Origin of the sequence: Nakamurella antarctica, from assembly GCF_003860405.1 — a bacterium.
Classification (GTDB): Bacteria; Actinomycetota; Actinomycetes; order Mycobacteriales; family Nakamurellaceae; genus Nakamurella; species Nakamurella antarctica.
Window position 1 is genome coordinate 2,634,731 of sequence record NZ_CP034170.1, and the last position, 18,627, is coordinate 2,653,357.

Consider the following 18,627-nt stretch of genomic DNA (forward strand, 5'->3'; position numbering starts at 1 on the left):
GTCCGGTCAGATAGTCCATCGCGGCTATAGACGGCCCATTCGATTTCACCTAGTGTTCACACAAAGGAGGACGTTTCGTCGCTGAGACGCCCTTATCGTGGACGCAATGACTTCCGACGCGGCAACCACTGTTTCCCTCGTCTCCGGTCATCAGTGATTTACGGTCCCTCAGAGTCCGGAGGCGGGCACCATCGACACCATCATTTTCGATTTCGACGGCACAGTGGCGATCGGCCACGGGCCCGTTCTCGCTTACGCGCGCTCCGCCGCTGCACTGCTGGGGCCCGACGGCGCCACCCTTGAAGAAGCAGTTGCCAGCGGGGTGCAACGCGCCGATCAACTGGGATTCTTCGCCGGCGATGTCACGGACGGCTACGGCCTCGTGCACAAGCTAGCAGTTGCCGCCGGGGCCACTCCGGAGATGATGAACAGCGCCTACCAAGAAAGCCGCGCGTTGCTCGGCACTCAGGATGCGCCGATCAGGGCACCAGAGGACCTTGCAGCAGTACTCGCGCGGATCGGCGCAACCAGCCGCGTCGTCCTCGTGACGAATGCCCCCGACATCCAGCTGGACTACGCGCTCTCCTCGCTAGGACTCGACGGCCATTTTCACGCGGTGCACAGTTCGGCGGCCAAGCCGGCCGGGTTGCGAGTGCGCGTCGAGAACTGGTTGGCCGAGGGCCGAGTGCTCAGTATCGGCGACATTTGGGAAAACGATCTTGCCCCCGTCGCTGAGCTCGGCGGCCAAACCGCACTTGTTGGCAATCCGTCAGGCAACGCCAGACCGGATTTCGCCAGCCCCACCCTGCCCGGCCTCTACAACGCCATCATCGCGTGGGCCGAGACCGACTCACCCGTCCTCCATTCACCCGGCAACTCCACTCACGCTGCCGTCCGAACTCAGTCCGCCACCGATAAGGAGCACTACCAGTCATGAAAAAATTCCGTACGGTCATTGCGCTTGGCGCCATCGCCGCCATCACACTCACCGGTTGCTCATCTTCGAGCGACGCTGCAGCAAAACAGGGCCCGTTGGTCGTCCAGTTTGTCCCCACCCGCACTGACCAAGACATGCAAGCGCAGGCTCAGCCCCTGGCCGACCTTCTCTCGAAGCAACTCGGGCGTGAGGTCAAGGTCAACATCGCGACTGACTACTCGACCATCATTGAGGCAATGTCGTCCGGCAAGGTCGATGTCGGGATCATGCCGCCCGCCAGCTACGTACTGGCCCACGATGCTGGCGCTGCCGACGCCATCCTCCAGGCGCAGATCCCGGCGGCCGACCCGGTCACTGCTATCCCGAACCCCGACAAGCTTGTTGCCGGATTCCACGGTGAAATTTTGGTCAAAGCGGACAGCGACATCAAGACCCTCGCCGACCTCAAGGGCAAGTCCATCGCCACCCAGAGTGCGGCTTCGGCGAGCGGGTACATTTTCCCGATTGTTGAAATGGCCGAAGCCGGCCTTGATATCAACAAAGACGTCAAACTGACGACCGTCGCGGGGATCGATAGCTCGATCCTGGCGGTACTCGACGGCACCGTGGATGCAGCATTCTCCTTCGAAGGCGGCCGCATTCTGTTGAAGAAGGACATCCCCGATATCACCGATAAGGTCCGGGTGCTCTACCTCACCAAGTCGCTGATTCCCAATGACGCTATCGCGGTCAACACCAAGTTGGACGCCGCGACCAAGGATGCCGTTAAGGCGGCCTTCCTGGCCATCGCTGCCGACCCCGCCGGCCTCAAAATCATCTCGACGCTGTACTCACACCGCGGCTATGTGCCTGCGGACGAAGCGGCATACGACGTAGTGCGCGACTACATCGCCCGGGCATCCAAGCTCTAAGCCACCGGCCGGGTGGGCGGAGTGATCTTCGCCCACCCGCTCCGCTGAAAGGGATAAGCCAATGATTACCTTCCAGAACGTCAGCAAGACCTACCCCAACGGTGTGGTCGGGGTCCGTGACGTGAGCCTGACCATTAACCGTGGCGAGTTCATTGTGTTAATCGGCCTTTCCGGGGCCGGAAAGTCGACGCTGCTGCGCACGATCAACCGGCTGACCGAGACGACCGAAGGCGTCGTTCTCGTTGACGGCGAATCTGTTACGGGAGCATCGTCCCGCGACGTGCGCCGTATTCGGGGCACGATCGGGATGATCTTTCAGAGCTTCAATCTGGTCGGGGTCAGCACTGTGCAGCGCAACGTCATCGTCGGGCGGCTCGCGCATATGCCCGCCTGGAAGGGCAGTCTGGGGCTTTTCAGCAAGGCCGATTACGCGCTCGTCGATGACGCTCTCTCGCGCGTGGGGCTCAGCGACAAACTTTTCAGCCGCGCAGACCAGCTCTCCGGCGGCCAGCAACAGCGGGTGGCAATTGCCCGCGCTCTCGTACAGCAGCCGAGTGTCCTGCTCGCCGACGAGCCCGTAGCATCCCTGGACCCGGTGAGCACCGATCGAGTGCTTGCCGACGTTCGGGCGATCAGCCAGCAATTAGGGATCACCGTCATCACCAGCCTGCATTCCGTGGCGCTGGCCCGAAAATGGGCAACGAGAGTGATCGGTATGCGCGACGGGGGTGTGGTCTTTGATGGCCTCCCGGAAGAGGCCACCGACGCGCGGCTCGCCGAGATCTACGGCGACGAGTACGCAGCTCTCAAGAGCGAGGACGCGTCGTGAAACTAGCCGCCAGCATCCACCGGAAACTGCCGGTGCAAGCGGCGATTGCAGCAGTGGTGATCGTGATTCTGGTGGCAAGCGCGAAGGCGATAGACACTGACCTTTTCTCACTGGCAGGCAACCTCGACCAGATGGGTGTTGTCTTCAGCAAGTTGGCATCCCCGGATTGGTCCTACCTCCCGAAAGTGCTGCCAGCCGTCGCCGAGACGTTGCAGATGGCGATCACCGGCACCATTCTTGGCGCTGCCGCAGCGATCCCCATTGCATTTCTGGCAACCGCCCCGATGACGGGTAGCCGGCTCCTTTCCACGATTGTCCGGGGTTTCCTCAACATCATCCGTACCGTTCCGGACCTGCTGCTGGCCGCTCTTTTCGTGGCGGTGGTGGGCATCGGCCTTTTCACGGGGATGCTCGCTATCGCCGTCTTCACCTTTGGCGTCGTCAGCAAGCTCGTCTACGAGGCGATCGACACCATTGATCAAGGCCCGGTCGAATCGTTAACGGCGGTCGGGGCGACGCGCACCCATGTAGCCCGGTACGCCGTCGTTCCGCAGATTTTGCCCAACATGATCAGTTACACGCTGTACGCGTTCGAAATCAATGTGCGGGCATCCACCGTGTTGGGCTACGTCGGCGCCGGCGGCGTTGGCGTCACCTTGCAGGCATCCATGGGCCTGATGCGCTATGACCGGGTCTCAGTCATCATCATCTCGATCTTTGTGGTCGTGCTGGCCATTGATGCTTTCAGCGCGTGGGCTCGACGGAGGTTGCTCTGATGGCGGTGAAGGAATTACGACCGCCTTTGGCGGGAAAACCACGACTCTCCCTTGGCCGCATCCTCACGATCATCGCGGTGGTCTCGGTGGTGGTGTGGGCGTTTGCCGGGATCGGTTGGGTGCGCATCGGCTCGTCATGGTCGCTGGTGCTGGGCGCTATCGTCAGGGGCTTCCTGCACCCGGACTGGGGTTACGTCGAGGACGGGACCAGCGAGGATCTACTGAGCCTGCTACTCCTCACGCTCGCAATTGCCTTCTGCGGCACGGTGATCGCCGTCCTCGGCGCTGCCCCACTCGCCTTTCTTGCGGCCACCAGACCCGGCCGACGGCGCGCGCCGGTTCCCGTGGCGACTGGCATTTTCTTCACCATCGTGCGGACATTTCCAGAAATTGTGCTGGCGGTGATTTTTGTCAAGATGGTGGGCCCCGGCCCCTTCGCCGGGGCCCTGGCTATCGGCGTGCACACCATCGGCATGCTGGGCCGACTCTATGCCGAGGAAATCGAGAAACTCGACGTCGGCCCGGATCAGTCGATGGTGGCCGTGGGGGCGACGCGAGCGCAGATTCTTATCTACTCGCAGCTACCGCGCCTCATCCCGCAGTTCCTCTCGCTGGCCCTCAACCGGTTTGAGATCGCTGTGCGTTCGGCGGCCATCTTGGGGATTGTGGGCGCGGGTGGAATCGGTACGCCCATCATTTTTGCTGTGGCATCTCGCAGTTGGGATCGGGTGGGGATCATCCTGATTGGGGTGGTGATTATGGTCAGTCTGATCGACTGGATCTCGGGCATGTTGCGCCGACGCCTGCGATGACACCCAAGCACATCGTGGTCTACGCGACAAGTGATCTGCACGCTCACTGGCGGCTGCCTGCTCGGGGTACTGGTGCCAGCCCGGGCGGGTTGGCGCACGTTGGGGCCTTTCTTGCGGGCGTCGACCGCGAGCGTTGCCTGATAATCGACAATGGCGACCTGCTTACCGGCTCGCCGCTGGGTTCGTGGATCGCTCGGCAAGACTGGCCGCGGGGGCATCCCATGGTCATGGAGATCGAACGCCTCGGTTTTGACGTTGCTGTGCCCGGGAATCATGATTTCGACCGTGGAGTTCAACAGCTCAGAGAGCACATCGGTGCGTCCGGCCAGATACAGTTCCTCTGCGCAAACTGGCGAAATTCTGATGGGTCTGCAGCGCTTCCCGCCTCAACTGTGCTGGTCCGCGACGGCGTCCGGATTGGCGTCATCGGTGTCGTCACGGGTCACGTCCAGCGGCTGAGCATCTATGACGAGCTGGACGGCGCATATTTCGTCGATCCGGTCGAGGCGGTGCGCGCCGAAGCCGAACGCCTACGGCCCCAGGTGGACCTCCTGCTCGTGAGCTACCACGGCGGGCTTGAACGAGATCTCGTTACCGGGAAGCCCACTCAGTACGACACGGGCGAGGATCAGGCCGCCCGCATCATCGCGCAGGTTCGAGGAATCGATGGCCTGGTAGCTGGACATCAACACCGCACCGCAGCGGTCCTCGCCCCGGTCAGCAGCGTCCCCGCCCCGGTCAGCGGCGTCCCCGCCCCGGCCAGCAGTGTCGCGGTGGTGCAGCCCGGGTATGGCGGCGAGTACATCGGAGTGCTTAAGTTCACGCTCCTTGACGGTGTCATCATCGAACGGACCGCCACAGCGGTGCCTCTCACCGGGCTCGATACCGCACCAAGGACCGCCGACGGTGCCTTTGGACCGGCGTCGCCGTTGGCCGAACTCGACCGGAAGGCTCAACAGTGGTGCGACAGCCTGTGCTCGCTCACCGATACGCAGATTCACGCAGCGGTTGCCGCGAGGCTTGGTGGCCCGGCGTCGGTGCTGGCTCTCCCCCCGGAGCCTAGGAGTTGGCGGCAAATCAGTGCGGCTTTTCAGGCCCCATACGGCGTTCAGCACTATCGGATGCCTCGACGCGAGCTTGTGTCAGCGCTCGAAGTGGCGCCGCGGTGGACAATGTGGGGACTGGACGTCAGGCCTTCCGGCGGCAATCAGGACGCAGCCGTAGATTTCGTTGCCAATGCCGCGCTGAACGCGGTGCTTCCACCCTGGCGGGTTCAACGGGCCGAGGTCATCGATTGGTTTGAGGAACTGGCAGTCACCGAAGCTCGAGTGTCTGGCACGTATTCTCGTGGCTACGAAGCGGAGCACGTTTCGGGCGATGCGCCATACCCGGGTTATCAGCACGAGCACGAACAGGACCACGACGATGCCTGAGGCAACCAGTACTTCGACGCTGGCGGCGCGCCTAGCCACACTTGCTGATTCGCTGCACCCCACCGAGCGCAAGGTTGCCAACGAGATCGCCAGTGATCCGAACGGTGTCCTGGAGTCGACGGCGCAGGAGCTCGCCGATCGACTCAGCGTGGCTCGATCCTCCGTCATCCGCACGTGCCAACGGCTGGGATACCGCGGCTATCCGCAGCTGCGGGTTGCGCTGGCACGCCAACTCGCCGTCGCCCCTCCCCCGCCCGTGGCACCTGATGACGCGCTCGGCGCCCTGCGAGCCGACGTGGCACGGATCGCGGCCAGGCTGCCCGAATCTCTGGGGATGCTCACGACAGAGGTACTGAACGCGGCGGTGACCGCGATCGCCACGAGTACTCGGGTGCTGTGCGTGGCTAACGGTCTCTCCGGGCCGCTGGCAGTGGACCTTGCGCTCCGTCTCACCGCGACGGGCCGGCCAGCTGAATACATCGGCGACAGCTTGGGGCAGCAAATTGCCGCCCGCCAACTTACCGCTGAGGACACGCTGGTCGTGATCAGTGGATCCGGCGCAAACCGAGGCAGCCTGGCTGTGGCGGAGGCGGCGGCGCTCACCGGGGCGACACTCATCGTCATTACGTCGTTCGCGGCCACCCCGCTGACCGAATTGGCTGATGTGGCGATCGTGATTGCGTCGGTCCATGATTCCTTCGGTGGGGAGCTTGAGCACCCGTCGCGCATTGCCCATACGGTCTTTTTGCACGCCTTGCTACCGCAGGTGGCAGAACGTTTGGGCGCCGCAGGACGCGCAGCTCGGGACCTCGTACTCGAGGTTCTGTCAGACAATCTCAGCGACGAGTCAGGCCCCCGTGGTGGCCGCCCGACTAAGAATCAGCTCAGCTGAACAACACAGCGGGCTTTGCCCAGTACCGTTTGGCCTTCGAACTTGGCAGTGATGTCGACTCTGGCGGTCCGCGCTTGGGCGTCAACTGCGCCCACAACGGCAGAAATCTCGAGCGCGGCGCCGTGGTCGTCGTCGGGGACTATCACGGGACGGGTGAAGCGCACCGAGAGGTCGCGGACCGCCGATGGGTCGCCGATCCAGCCGGTCACGATTCGGGCCGAAAGCGCCATGGTGAGCATGCCGTGGGCAATCACATTCGGCAGACCTACCGCTTCTGCGATGCGTTGATTGAAATGGATGGGATTGAAATCGCCGGAAGCTCCCGCATAACGGACGAGTTGAGCGCGGTCCACCGTCAAGTTCAAGGACGGCAACGCGGTGCCTACCGGAACCGATTCGAACGCGATCATGACGCTGCGGCCCGGGAAACGAGAGTTCCCCATGCGCTGCACACGGGGGCATTTTCGATATCAGTCACATCGGTTCGCACGGTCAACACGTCGTTACCCGCGAGGACCTTGATCGACTCGACCGTCACGACGCAGGACAGCACGTCGCCCGCGTAGATAGCGCGAAGGTGTTCAAACCGTTGGTCAAGGTGCACGACGCGGGAAAAATCGAGTCCCAGCGCCGGATCAAACATCACGGCATCTTGCGCGCGGGCGATCACCTGGATAGCGAAAGTCGGGGGTGCAACGACGGAAGGGTGGCCGGCGTGTTGCGCGGCCACCCTGTCGTGGTAGAGCAAATTGTCATCACCGATGGCTTCCGCAAATTGGCGGATCTTCTCGATGCCCACCTCGTAAGGTTCGGCGAAGGGGAAGCTGCGGCCCAAGAATGCCTGGTCCATCGGCACGGCTTTTAGCGGGTTTCTTTGTGGTTCTTGTGGGTGCCGCAGTTCGGGCAGAACTTCTTGATTTCAAGACGATCTGGGTCATTGCGGCGGTTTTTACGGGTGATGTAGTTACGGTGCTTGCACTCTTCACAGGCGAGAGTGATCTTCGGGCGTACGTCGGTCGCGGCCACGGTGGGGCCTCTTTCTTCAGCTGCGGGGACCGAAGTGGTCCACGTCTATCTTTGGTATCGGGCTGCTTCGCGGTGACCCACGAGCAGTCGGCTACGGTCACTAGCCCCATCTCGGGGCTATAACCGCTAGTAGCGATGGCCGGACTCGAACCGGCGACCTAGCGATTATGAGTCGCTCGCTCTAACCAGCTGAGCTACACCGCCGTGCGTGAAAGACAGTCAGCCGACACCTGTCCCCACAGAAAACGGCCGCAAGACAATTGCTAAACCAGCGAATGTCCTACAGCCGCCATCCTGAGCCCCCTAACGGAATCGAACCGTTGACCTACTCCTTACCATGGAGTCACTCTACCGACTGAGCTAAGGGGGCATGCTTCACCCGCCGTATCTGCTCATACCCTAGGGGCACAACGTCAGCGGCGGACTTGGATGACTGTACAGCAGTACTGCCCTCGGAAAGAAAACGGCTGGTCAGCCAACCACCCGCAGCACTGGAGCCTCGGTGCTTTCGTGTACGGATCGGACGGTCCGAGCCGCTAGCCAGGCCTCGAACCGATCAATGGGCTGCGGGCGGCTGAACAGGAAGCCCTGCATGCCATCGCAGCGCATCGACCGCAGAACCTCGCGGGATGATTCCTCCTCGACGCCTTCCGCGATCACTTGCAGGTTGAGGGAGTGCCCTAGATCGATGATGGACCGCACGATGGCCAGGTCACCGAGAGCGGTAGACATGCCCTGGATAAACGACCGGTCGATCTTGAGTTCGTCGACCGGTAGCCGGCGAAGGTAGGCAAGCGAGGAATAGCCGGTGCCGAAATCATCAACCGCAATCTTGATGCCCTGGGCGTGCAGCGCGCTGAGGATCGGCAGCGACTGCTCGGGGTCGGCCATCATGTTGGATTCGGTCAGTTCGAGTGTGAGCAGCTCCCCCGGCACCTGGTGTGTGGCAAGCGCCGCGGCGACGCGGTCCGGGAAGTCGGCGGTGAGGTTGCGGACGGAGACGTTGACCGCGACCGGTATCCGCAAGCCGCGCCCAAGCCACAAATTCGACTGTTTGAGGCAGGTGTTGAGAACGTGATCGAAAAGGATGTCGATCGAACCGGTGGCCTCGATCGCCTTGACGAACTCGGCCGGGTTAACCATCCCGAACTCGGGATGCTGCCACCGGACAAGAGCCTCCACCCCGCGAAGCTCCTGGTTTCGCAGCGTAACTTGCGGTTGGTAGTACACCGAGATGTGGCCTGATTCAACGGCTTGCCGGAACTGGGTGACGAGGTTGAATCGGCGCCGATATGTTTCACCCATTGTCGGTCGGTAGATCTCAAGGCTTTCGTTGCGGTTCCGTCCGGCAAGAAGCGCCATCTCCGCACGCTGAAACAGCGCCACTCCTTCCAGGGCCGGGTTTGCGTTTGGCTGGACAAACGCGATTCCGGCATGTGGTTCGGCCTCGACATCGACGCCGGCCAGCGAGAACGCGGCGCCGACGGAGTTCAGGACGTCCCGCACCTGACGAGTCAGGATCTCCTCTTCCATCGGTTCCATCAAGATGGCGAACAGATCCGATTCCAAGCGCGCAACTCGGCGGGTTGCCGGGTTGAGGTTTCGGATCCGTTTGCCAGCTGCCACTAAAAGTTCTTCGCCGTGTTGGTACCCCAGTGCGTTATTCACGGCAGAGATGGTTCCCAGCTGGATCAGCACCACGGATCCAAGCTTGCCCAACGTTAACGCGAGCTCGGCGTCAACCGCCATGCCCGTACGGCTGCGCAATCCAGTGACGGAGTCGCGGTAGGCCTCATCACGCAGATTCGACATCAGCCGGACATTTTCGAGCGCGGTGGCGAGGTGGCCCGACATCGTTTCCAGGAATTCCGCGTCCTCGTCGGAAAATTCGCCCCATCGGCTCAGCCGGTTGCGAACTTCGAGGTACCCGCGGATCTCGTCGTTGCTCCGCAGGACGACAACCATGACGTCGCTGGCGCCACGGATCCGAAGGCTTTCGGCGATCTCTGGGGAGTTAGCCTCATCGACGCTGGCGCGTGCGGGACCGCCGGTGCGGGCCTGTTCAAGCAACGCATCGGTCGTCGGGATCGCTGGCAAAGCCTGCGTGCCCTCTGGATTCACGGCAAGTGCGACGAGGTGATCCGCTACGGGCCGGACGTCTCCGAAACCCGTTTCCAGGTAGAGCGCCGCGATGGCTGCGTTGTGGTGCTGCCGCACCATCTCCAGCATTTCGGGCCAACGGGAGGTGTCTTCGCGGGCGATACCGACGGCCTTGACGATGTCGTACATCTGGTTCAGGTTGGCGTGCTTGGTCATCATGGCCCGGAACGTCAAATAAATGGCCACCATGACGACGGTCAGCGCGGCGACCAAAGGTGGCCCGGCAGTGCCGCTGTTCCAGAGTGTGAATAGCGCGAGCGACACGATGATGACGAACCCAGCGGAAAACGCGGCGCGACTGACGACATGTCCCAAGGGCTCGGCGGGGCCCAGTTGTTGGTAAGCCACCCCGACTATCAGCGAGGACATCAACGCCCCGGCGAGCACGCCCACTGCAACCGGCAGCAAACCCGTTGCTGCTTCGCCGGTTATGGCATGCACCACAACCATGGCGCCGAGGGCCGTGCCCGTTTCAGCAGAGATGAGGGCGAGATTGAGAAAGGAGTTACGCCAGCCGTCTTTGCGGAAGATGTACACCGCGATCCCGGAGATCACGTGGGTCGCAATGACGAGGTACCACGGCAGCACCAGTAATCCGATGACCAGGGGCAACTCCGACAGGCTTACCATCAGGGTTTCGCGGCGGACTTCGACCTTGACGGGTACGACTTCAGACCACACGAAAACGGTGAACATCACCGCAAAACCGGCAGCTAACTTGAGAGGCGTCTCGAGACCGATGCCGGTGGGCGAAGCAATACCGACGACGCTGATCCAGATCCACAGCGGAAGGCTCAGTGCGGCGATAACAGCAGTCGTGATGGGGAAAATTACCGACGGTGACTGGTAGCGCCGCGGCCTACGGTTGGTGATGGTGGATTCGGTCTGTCTCATCGCATGGTCCTGCATCCCCTACCGGGAAACCCGAGACTGGGGTTGCTGCTCGCACGTGAGCACCAAACTGTTTTCACAGTGACGACCGCAACATCACAGCAGCGTAACTGCATTAAGCGTCGATAAGTTCACCCGTGGAACAAAAGAATTCATGACGACCTGCTTCCACCCAATCGGGGGACATTTTGTACCCTTTCGATCGCGGTCGAAAGAAGAACCGCTGCATATGCGGTGTTTGTCCTGATTCTACCGTTCTGTGTCGCCTCGGGCCACCCATCCGGCCAACTAAAAGCACAAACGCCCCCCTTCTGGTCCTTCGAAGGTGGGCGTCTGGCCTATCGACTACTGGTGTGGCAGGTGAGAGATTCGAACTCCCGTAGCTTGCGCGGCTGATTTACAGTCAGCTCCCTTTGGCCACTCGGGCAACCTGCCGTGCTTCTTGCTAGCGCTCTCGCTGCCATGCGGTCGCGCTCGGGAGAATAATACAAGGACGGCGCGCGCAGAGCCCAATCCGCAGGTCCAACCGGTCGAGCACGGTGCAATGGTGCCTCGCGAGCTCACACCGTGAACAATGAGCTAGGAGCAGCCACCAATGGGCATCCGGGCAAGATTCACCGCCAGCGACGCTTCATCATAGGAAAGAGGTAGGGACCATGGCCGATCCGTCATTTGACGTAGTGAGCAAGGTTGAACACCAGGAGGCCGACAACGCCCTCAACCAGGCGGCTAAGGAACTGTCCCAGCGATTCGATTTCCGCGGGGTCAACGCAAGCATCGTCTGGGCCGGTGACGACGGTGTGACCATCACCGCCGACACCCAGGAGCGGTGCGCGGCCGCCATTGAAGTCTTCCGCGAGAAGCTGATCAAGCGTGGAATCTCGATGAAGTCCCTGGAGATTGACGAACCGCAATCGTCTGGCAAAATTTTCAAGGTCACCGGAAAAATCGTTGAAGGAATCGCTTCGGACAAGGCGAAGCAAATCGCGAAGTTGATCCGCGACGAGGGCCCCAAGGGGATCAAGGCAGAGATCCAGGGCGAGCAGCTGCGCGTCTCGGGTAAGAAGCGCGATGACCTGCAAGAAGTGATCGCGCTGCTGAAGGGCGCTGACTTCGAGATCGCCTTGCAGTTCACGAACTACCGCTGAGCTCCGTGCTTATCGACGACATAGACCAGCACATCGTCTCGTGTTTGGTAGTGGACGGGCGGGCCTCGTTTCGGGAGATCGGCGAAATTGTCGGTCTCTCGGCGCCTGCCGTCAAACGCCGGGTAGACCGCCTGCAAGCCTCCGGGGTGATCAGCAGTTTCACCGCACGGCTGGATCAGGGAGCGTTGGGCTGGAATACGCAGGCGTTTGTCAACGTCACGTTTCGCAACAACGTGAGCCCGGCTCGCATGCAAGAAGCGCTGGCCCCCATTCCGGAAGTGGTTGCTGCCTACACGGTTTCAGGCGACTCGGACTTGGTGGTGCATATTCGAGCGTCAAATATGCAGCATTTTGAGCAGGCTTTGGAGCGCCTACGCGCGCTTGATTCGGTCGACCGCACCGAATCCACCATTGTGTTGTCGACCCTGATCGACCGGCCTTCCCCGGTGGACAGACACTGATGAAACGCGGTGTGTTGTACGGGCTTACGGCCTACGTGCTGTGGGGCGCTTTCCCGTTGTACTTCCCGCTGTTGCAACCGGGTTCGGCCCTCGAGATCCTCTCGCACCGGGTTGTCTGGTCGTTCGTCACGATGGCGATTGTGCTGCTCGTGGTGCGGCGTTGGCGCACGTTCTCTCAGTTGCCGATCAAGGTGTGGGCCCAAATCTGCGCCGCCGCAGTATTTATCGCCGCGAACTGGGGTATCTACATCTACGCGGTCAATAACGGGCACGTCGTCGAAGCCGCGCTGGGTTACTTCATCAACCCATTGGTGAGCGTCTGCTTGGGGGTGCTGGTGTTGAAGGAGCGGTTGCGCCCCCTGCAGTGGACTGCGCTCGCGGTTGCCGCCAGCGCCGTTGTTGTCATTGTTGTTGATACTGGACAGATCCCGTGGCTGAGCTTGGGACTGGCGGCATCGTTTGCCACCTATGGACTGATCAAAAAGGTAGTGCCGCTGCGGGCTACTGAATCGTTGGGCGCCGAGAGCATGGTGCTGATGCCGGTGGCCCTGGGCTACCTCATTTACCTGCAGATCAGCGGCGGATCGAACCTGCTCACCAACGGTCCGTGGCACGTGGCGCTCCTTGCCTCCGCCGGACTGGTGACGGTAGTTCCACTGGCGGCGTTCGCGATGGCGGCGCCCCGACTCCCCCTGTCCACCATGGGCTTTTTGCAATATTTGACGCCGGTACTCCAGTTCCTTTTAGGTATCTTGGTGTTCCAGGAGCAGATGCCGCCTGCGCGGTGGATCGGTTTCATCATCATCTGGTGCGCGTTGGCGCTGTACACCTTTGACGCGCTTCGCGCCCAAAAGCGCGCCCCTAGAAACCGGCAAGCAGTGCGTACTGTGCCCGCACCTGGGCAGTGACGTCTTCCACTGTTTCCGCCGCGGCCTCTACCGCGTATCGGCCGCGGGAAAAGACGCAGACGAAGAACGTTCCCGCGCTTCCGGCGCACTGGACCCCCGGAACGTCGGTGGGCCCCTCGTATTCGGGGGCGGCCGGGTAGTAGGTGCCGTACTCGGACCAAAAAGCGGCCTGCACCACGAGTGCTCCGGCCGGGTCCGCCGCCCGGTACATGGTGGTGACACCGCGGCTGACGAGGTCGACTCCGGCCGCGGTAAGAGCCTCTTCGTCATCCAGCGGGTTGACGAAAAAGTGTTTCATCCCTTGGAAATCGAATACTTGGTTCTTGTTGACACTTCCGCCTTCGCTGCTGCCAAGCACGGTGTGCGCCAGCAGCCCTTCTCGGTCCGCGGGAATCCCCGCGAGATCGACTAGTTGCGTGGGCACAAATACTTCGCTGATCGGTAGCTGCGCGGTCAGCATGGATGCCACCTTTTGCGCCAGCAGTTCGATGCTGTCCGGAGAGGATCCGCCTGACGATGATGCCCAGACATAATTGACGACGGAACCCCGCGCAACGAACACATCCACCGACTTCGAGGTGGCTTCTGCCGCCACGCGCGCCGTCACAGCGGCGTTAAAACCGTTCAGCAGCACCACGTCTGCGGAGTCTGCGCCTTTGGCGATACCGATGCTGGCATTCAGATCGGTGGCCGCCACTACTGCCGCAGCGGGTGTGGCAAAACTCAAAACAGCATTAATGACGCTGTCGCTCCGGCCGCTGGAATCGGCGACGGTCTTCCTGGCGGAGGAAAACCCGGCGATCATGCCGTGTTTCGCCGCCACCTGCGGCGTGGCGCGCGGCACCAGGATTGCCAGGGCATCCGGGTTTTTGAGAATCGTGGTGGACAGCGCTGCGCTGGCGGTCATTTCCGGGAAAACAAAGGTGGGAACAAGCACATAGGCGGCCAGACGAGCTCCCTCGGCGATCCGGCCGGCAGCCTCGCTGCCTGCGGTTGGCGGCAGCGGTGCTGGAGTTGTGGGGTAGCTGGCATCCGCGACGCTCGACGGCTGCGGATCACTGGCACCAGCGGCGCTGCTCGGGTTGGCGCTGCTCGGGTTGGAGCTGTATCCGGGAAGGCCCTTGGTGTCAGCGGAAGAAGCCGCACTGATCGGCGCAAAATTAGTGGCCACATTTGTCGCAACCCCGACATCACCGGTGGAGCAGCTAGCGATCAGCGCACAGAGGCCGATGCCGGCAAGTTTTATCCGCAGATCCCCCGTCATGCACCTGACGTTACCGGCGACGCCGCTGATGGGGGCCCAGAAGCCTTCCTCAGCGGGAGCGGGCTACCACGAACTGGGTGAGTGATCCGAGCGCATCCCGGGACGGTGACTGTGGAAGTTCGCTCAGCGCGGCCGCTGCCTGAGCGGCATACCCGTCGAGCGTAGCGACCGCATGCTTCATCCCATCGGATGCGCGCAGCAGCGAAACAGCTTCCGCCACTTCACTTTCACTCGTTAACGGGCGGGTTACCAAGTCGATGAGCCGAAGATCGGACCCGCCCTGAATGGTGTACAGCGCAGGCAGCGTTGGGACACCTTCGCGCAGATCAGTACCGGGGGTTTTGCCGGAATCGGTGGAGGTGATGTCGATAATGTCGTCGGAGATCTGGAACGCCACCCCGACGGCCCGGCCGTACCGGCGCAGCGAGGCAATCTGATCGTCGGTAGCGCCGGAGAACATCCCCGCATACCGGGCGCACGTGTCGATAAGCGAGGCTGTCTTTTCGTCCAGCACCAGTAGGTGGTGTTCGATCGGGTCCACACCTTCGGCTGGGCCGATGGTTTCGCGTGTTTGGCCCGTAACGAGTTCGGCGAAGGTATCGGCAATGATGCGGACAGCGTCGGGGCCAAGGTCGGCTACCAGCCTGGAGGCGCGGGCAAAGAGGAAATCACCCGTCAAGATGGCAACCGAGTTACCCCAACGAGCATTCGCCGAGGTGGCCCCGCGGCGTACCTCGGCCTCGTCCATCACGTCATCGTGGTACAGGGTCGCAAGATGGATCAGCTCGACAACCGCTGCGGCAGTGGCGACTTCGGGTGCTTCGGGATGCGGACCGATGCCAGCGGCAACGAGGGTGAACAACGGCCGGAACCGCTTTCCGCCCGCATGCATGAGGTGCAGGGCAGCTTCGGTAACGAACGGGAAGTCTGAGGCAAGCTCCTGGTCGAGAAGTTTTTCCACCACGGCCAATCCCGTTGCCGCTCGGCCAGCGAGACCTGGATCTGCCAGATCGATGCCTGCAATCACACCCGTTGAACTCACCCTTTAAACCCTACGGGAGAAAGCCGTGGGCACGTGATTCTCGTCAGCGGCCCAGGGCTACTGTTTGGCCAGTTCGGTGGCTACCTGGCCGCCCAGCGCCACGTTGCCGCGGTAGACGTCGATGTTGACATCCAAGCTGCGCCCGCCGGTTGCGAGCTGCACGTAGTCGAGCAGGAACGGGGTCGACGCATTGCCGGTGATGCCTTGTTCAGCTGCCGCAGCAAGGGCTTTCGCCAAAACCTCGCCGTGCACCTTCGGATCCAACTGCTTGTCCTCGTCGATCGGGTTGGCCAGCAAAATTGCCGACTCCAGCCCGAGTGCGTTGCGCGCCCGGATGACGTCTGCGGCCTCGGCGGGGGTGTCGACCCGATAACCGATCTCGTAACCGGAATCACGAACGTAGAAGCCCGGGAAGGTGGTGGTGCGGTAGCCGATGACGCCGATGTTGAGCGTCTCCAGCCGCTCCAACGTCGCTGGAATGTCCAAAATCGATTTAACGCCCGCACTAATTACCAAAATCGGCGTGACGGACAGCGCGACGAGGTCGGCGGACTCGTCGAAAGTAGTGGACGCGCCGCGATGCACACCGCCAAGGCCGCCGGTGGAGAAGACGGCGATCCCCGCACGGTGCGCGAGCAATGCGGTCGCCGCAACCGTGGTGCCTCCCGAGAGGGTGCGCGCCATCGCGATCGGCAAGTCGCGGATGCTGATCTTCACGTTGTCTTCTGCAGCAGCGAGGCGCTCGATCTCTGCGGTGGAGAGCCCGATGACGGGGACCCCGTCAACCACGCCAATGGTGGCAGGCACGACACCCGCCGCACGCAAGGACGCTTCAGCCTCCATCGCCACTTCCAGGTTGCGCGGCTTCGGCAGTCCGTGGGTAAAGATTGTCGACTCCAACGCGACAACCGGCTGGCCCGCTGCGAGCGCGTCGCGGACCTCTGCGGAAATGGAGACAACCGAACCCTGCGTCATAGGTGTATTCCCTTGTTGTGTCGTTGAGCCATCAAGAACCGTAACTCAGCCAAGTCTGCCGATCGACTCCACCACAATGTCGAAAAACCTGCTGTGGTCAAGGCCGGTAGCAACCTGGTGTCGGCAGTCCGGCGCGGCGGGCAGGCGTAAGTCCACCACCGTGCGTCCCATGGTCAGCTCACTCGTGGTGTCCACTGCCACCGGGGCGCGGACAAGGTTGAACACTGTCGGGTCAATCAGGTAAATCACCGGGCAAAGATCGTGCACCGGGGGCGACTCAAAACCCTGATGCTGAAGATACTGTGCGCCAAAGTAGTCGAGCAGTTCCACACAGAAATCACCCACCGGCGACGACAAACTGGTCAGCCGATCCAATACTGCGGGGGTGGCGAGCGCCTGATGCGACACGTCTAGCCCCATCATCACGATCTTCCAGGGTGCCTCGAAGACTATCCGGGCCGCGTGCGGGTCGACGTAGATATTGAATTCGGCGCTGGCGGTCACGTTCCCCTGCCCGATCGCGCCGCCCATGATGGCGACCTCGGCGACTCGCTCGGCGATCCTGGGTTCGAGTCGCAGCGCGAGGGCCAAGTTGGTGAGCGCAGCTGTTGCCACCAGGGTGATCTCACCGGGTTCGCTTGCCATCACCAGGTCGACGATCAGGTGGGCAGCGCTGCGCGGGTCCAGGGAGATGGACGTCTGCGGGAGGGATGGCCCGTCGAGGCCGCTGTCGCCGTGAATCTCGGGCGCGGCCTGGTGCGGCTTTATCAACGGGCGGGCGGCGCCTTGGGCAAAGCGCACCGCGTGCATGCCTGCCAACTCCCCCACCCCGAGCGCGTTGCGGGTAACCCGCTCCACCGTTTGATTCCCGCAGACCGTCGTTACCGCAACCACTTCCAGGGCGGGATGGCCGTGTGCGACGAACATCGCGAACGCGTCGTCGTGCCCCGGGTCGCAGTCCAGAATCACCTTCTTGGGCGTCGCCACCACGTGTGCTCCTCCTGTTGTCAGTACAAACTTGAAGTGCCGAGTACATCAGCGATCAATACTGCAGGCTAATCTGCACTTCTATCCAATTTCAGCGGCGAACAAAGGATGCCCCGTGGCCTACGTCCCCGTCATCGATCTCAGCCTTGACGACCTCGAGTTAGCGCCGGTGCTGAGCCAGGTCTGCACCGAAGTCGGCTTTTTTCAGGTGATCAATCACGGCATGCCCAGCGCGGTGGAGCAACGCACGTGGTCGGCGCTGACGGCGTTCTTCGATTTGCCCTTGGCGGAGAAGCTGGCCTTGACGCCAGAAAATATCGGCGACCCTTACGGGTACATCCCCGTAAGCGCGGAGTCGCTAGCCGCCTCCCTGGGGGTCGAAACCCCGGGCGATGTCAAAGAAAGTATCAACATCGGACCGATCGATCCACCGACCCACGAACTCTCCGGCCCCGACGAAGCAATTATCTATACCGAGAACCGTTGGCCGGAGAGTCTTCCCGAACTCAAAGAGACTTGCCGCGAGTATTACGACGCGATGACGCTACTCAGCGAACGCATCATGCGACTATTTGCGCTGGCGCTGGACTTGCCAGCCGAATACTTCAACCCTCTGATTACCCACGCACCCAGCGCCTTGCGCGCCGTCAACTACCCGGCTAACGAGACACCGCTCGCGAAAGGCCAACTCCGCGCGGGCGCCCACACCGATTACGGCTTGCTCACGATCCTGCATCAGGACACCGTCGGCGGGTTGGAAGTTGTTGACTCGAGCGGTAAGTGGGTTGCGGTCCCGAGCATCGACGGTGCCTACGTGGTCAACATCGGCGACCTGATGGCCCGCTGGACCAACGACACCTGGCGCTCCACGTTGCACCGCGTCGTCAATCCGGTGGAGGGGGAAGCGTCCGCGGCGCGCAGGCAAAGCGTGCCCTTCTTCTACAACGCCAACTGGGACGCCATCGTCGAATGCCTCCCGTCATGCTTGCCTCCTGGCGAAAGCCCGAAGTACGAATCAGCCGTCGCAGGCCCGCATCTGATGACGAAGTTCCACCGCACCGCTACCCCAAGCTGACGCTCATCGCGCCTCCCGTTACCCAGGACGCGGACCCCGGGGGTTACGGTGAGGGGCTCAAACCTGTTCTGTACCAATCACGTTCAAAAAATGCCACCTA

19 protein-coding genes and 3 tRNA genes are annotated in these 18,627 nt (G+C 62.0%); 11 read left to right on the forward strand and 11 right to left on the reverse strand.

Annotation, left to right across the window (positions count from 1 at the left end; all coding sequences use genetic code 11):
- Positions 1 to 223: 223 nt before the first annotated feature.
- The 7 genes from EH165_RS11775 to EH165_RS11805 all read left to right on the forward strand — a co-directional run bounded on the left by EH165_RS11775 (position 224) and on the right by EH165_RS11805 (position 6,590).
- On the forward strand, positions 224 to 937 hold the full coding sequence (locus tag EH165_RS11775) for an HAD family hydrolase (protein ID WP_124799617.1): 714 nt from the start codon (positions 224 to 226) through the stop codon (positions 935 to 937).
- Positions 934 to 1,848: a phosphate/phosphite/phosphonate ABC transporter substrate-binding protein gene (locus EH165_RS11780; RefSeq protein WP_124799618.1), complete on the forward strand. Its 915-nt coding sequence runs from the start codon at positions 934 to 936 to the stop codon at positions 1,846 to 1,848. The genes EH165_RS11775 and EH165_RS11780 overlap by 4 nt, the downstream gene beginning before the upstream one ends.
- 61 nt (positions 1,849 to 1,909) lie before the next feature.
- Positions 1,910 to 2,677 (forward strand): phosphonate ABC transporter ATP-binding protein, encoded by a 768-nt coding sequence (gene phnC / locus EH165_RS11785; protein WP_124799619.1) that lies wholly within the window; start codon positions 1,910 to 1,912, stop codon positions 2,675 to 2,677.
- Positions 2,674 to 3,453 (forward strand): phosphonate ABC transporter, permease protein PhnE, encoded by a 780-nt coding sequence (gene phnE / locus EH165_RS11790; protein ID WP_124799620.1) that lies wholly within the window; start codon positions 2,674 to 2,676, stop codon positions 3,451 to 3,453. The genes phnC and phnE (EH165_RS11790) overlap by 4 nt, the downstream gene beginning before the upstream one ends.
- Positions 3,453 to 4,265, forward strand: coding sequence for a phosphonate ABC transporter, permease protein PhnE (gene phnE / locus EH165_RS11795; RefSeq protein ID WP_124799621.1), 813 nt, complete (start codon positions 3,453 to 3,455; stop codon positions 4,263 to 4,265). Before phnE (EH165_RS11790) ends, phnE (EH165_RS11795) begins: the two co-directional genes overlap by 1 nt.
- On the forward strand, positions 4,262 to 5,698 hold the full coding sequence (locus tag EH165_RS11800) for a metallophosphoesterase (RefSeq protein ID WP_124799622.1): 1,437 nt from the start codon (positions 4,262 to 4,264) through the stop codon (positions 5,696 to 5,698). The genes phnE (EH165_RS11795) and EH165_RS11800 overlap by 4 nt, the downstream gene beginning before the upstream one ends.
- Positions 5,691 to 6,590, forward strand: a complete 900-nt coding sequence (locus EH165_RS11805; protein WP_124799623.1) for a MurR/RpiR family transcriptional regulator — start codon at positions 5,691 to 5,693, stop codon at positions 6,588 to 6,590. The genes EH165_RS11800 and EH165_RS11805 overlap by 8 nt, the downstream gene beginning before the upstream one ends.
- Here the strand turns inward: EH165_RS11805 and EH165_RS11810 are convergent.
- The 7 genes from EH165_RS11810 to EH165_RS11840 form a co-directional block, all read right to left on the reverse strand.
- Complete coding sequence (locus EH165_RS11810; protein WP_239020790.1) at positions 6,578 to 7,033, reverse strand: MaoC/PaaZ C-terminal domain-containing protein; 456 nt, start codon at positions 7,031 to 7,033, stop codon at positions 6,578 to 6,580. The two genes, EH165_RS11805 and EH165_RS11810, sit on opposite strands and share 13 nt — an antisense overlap.
- Complete coding sequence (locus EH165_RS11815; RefSeq protein WP_124799625.1) at positions 6,997 to 7,446, reverse strand: FAS1-like dehydratase domain-containing protein; 450 nt, start codon at positions 7,444 to 7,446, stop codon at positions 6,997 to 6,999. Before EH165_RS11815 ends, EH165_RS11810 begins: the two co-directional genes overlap by 37 nt.
- A 5-nt stretch (positions 7,447 to 7,451) precedes the next feature.
- Positions 7,452 to 7,616: a 50S ribosomal protein L33 gene (gene rpmG, locus EH165_RS11820; protein WP_124799626.1), complete on the reverse strand. Its 165-nt coding sequence runs from the start codon at positions 7,614 to 7,616 to the stop codon at positions 7,452 to 7,454.
- Positions 7,617 to 7,746: 130 nt separating this feature from the next.
- Positions 7,747 to 7,820 (reverse strand) — tRNA-Met (locus EH165_RS11825).
- A gap of 93 nt (positions 7,821 to 7,913) precedes the next feature.
- Positions 7,914 to 7,986, reverse strand: a tRNA-Thr gene (locus tag EH165_RS11830).
- Positions 7,987 to 8,087: 101 nt separating this feature from the next.
- Positions 8,088 to 10,670 carry a putative bifunctional diguanylate cyclase/phosphodiesterase gene (locus tag EH165_RS11835; RefSeq protein ID WP_164479209.1) on the reverse strand — a complete coding sequence of 861 codons (2,583 nt, stop codon included), beginning with the start codon at positions 10,668 to 10,670 and terminating at the stop codon, positions 8,088 to 8,090.
- Positions 10,671 to 11,021: 351 nt separating this feature from the next.
- Positions 11,022 to 11,102, reverse strand: a tRNA-Tyr gene (locus tag EH165_RS11840).
- A 221-nt stretch (positions 11,103 to 11,323) separates the two neighbouring features.
- Here EH165_RS11840 and EH165_RS11845 point away from each other — a divergent pair.
- The 3 genes from EH165_RS11845 to rarD are packed head-to-tail and all read left to right on the forward strand — an operon-like array spanning position 11,324 to position 13,184.
- Entirely contained in the window at positions 11,324 to 11,815 is a 492-nt protein-coding gene (locus EH165_RS11845) for a YajQ family cyclic di-GMP-binding protein (RefSeq protein ID WP_124799628.1), read from the forward strand.
- 11 nt (positions 11,816 to 11,826) lie between these two features.
- Positions 11,827 to 12,276, forward strand: coding sequence for an Lrp/AsnC family transcriptional regulator (locus EH165_RS11850; protein ID WP_124800492.1), 450 nt, complete (start codon positions 11,827 to 11,829; stop codon positions 12,274 to 12,276).
- Positions 12,276 to 13,184: an EamA family transporter RarD gene (gene rarD, locus EH165_RS11855; RefSeq protein WP_124799629.1), complete on the forward strand. Its 909-nt coding sequence runs from the start codon at positions 12,276 to 12,278 to the stop codon at positions 13,182 to 13,184. Before EH165_RS11850 ends, rarD begins: the two co-directional genes overlap by 1 nt.
- On the opposite strand, the gene EH165_RS11860 is transcribed toward rarD, so the two are convergent.
- The 4 genes from EH165_RS11860 to EH165_RS11875 are packed head-to-tail and all read right to left on the reverse strand — an operon-like array spanning position 13,138 to position 17,452.
- Entirely contained in the window at positions 13,138 to 14,448 is a 1,311-nt protein-coding gene (locus EH165_RS11860; RefSeq protein WP_124799630.1) for a DUF7373 family lipoprotein, read from the reverse strand. The two genes, rarD and EH165_RS11860, sit on opposite strands and share 47 nt — an antisense overlap.
- Before the next feature lie 49 nt (positions 14,449 to 14,497).
- Positions 14,498 to 15,490 carry a polyprenyl synthetase family protein gene (locus tag EH165_RS11865; RefSeq protein WP_239020560.1) on the reverse strand — a complete coding sequence of 331 codons (993 nt, stop codon included), beginning with the start codon at positions 15,488 to 15,490 and terminating at the stop codon, positions 14,498 to 14,500.
- Positions 15,491 to 15,547: 57 nt separating this feature from the next.
- Positions 15,548 to 16,465: a pseudouridine-5'-phosphate glycosidase gene (locus EH165_RS11870; protein WP_124799631.1), complete on the reverse strand. Its 918-nt coding sequence runs from the start codon at positions 16,463 to 16,465 to the stop codon at positions 15,548 to 15,550.
- 45 nt (positions 16,466 to 16,510) lie between these two features.
- Positions 16,511 to 17,452 (reverse strand): nucleoside hydrolase, encoded by a 942-nt coding sequence (locus tag EH165_RS11875; RefSeq protein WP_124799632.1) that lies wholly within the window; start codon positions 17,450 to 17,452, stop codon positions 16,511 to 16,513.
- A gap of 115 nt (positions 17,453 to 17,567) precedes the next feature.
- Between EH165_RS11875 and EH165_RS11880 the strand changes: the two genes are divergently transcribed.
- The gene (locus EH165_RS11880; RefSeq protein ID WP_124799633.1) at positions 17,568 to 18,527 is read left to right on the forward strand and encodes an isopenicillin N synthase family dioxygenase; all 960 of its coding nucleotides are present in this window, start codon (positions 17,568 to 17,570) and stop codon (positions 18,525 to 18,527) included.
- Positions 18,528 to 18,627 lie beyond the last annotated feature (100 nt).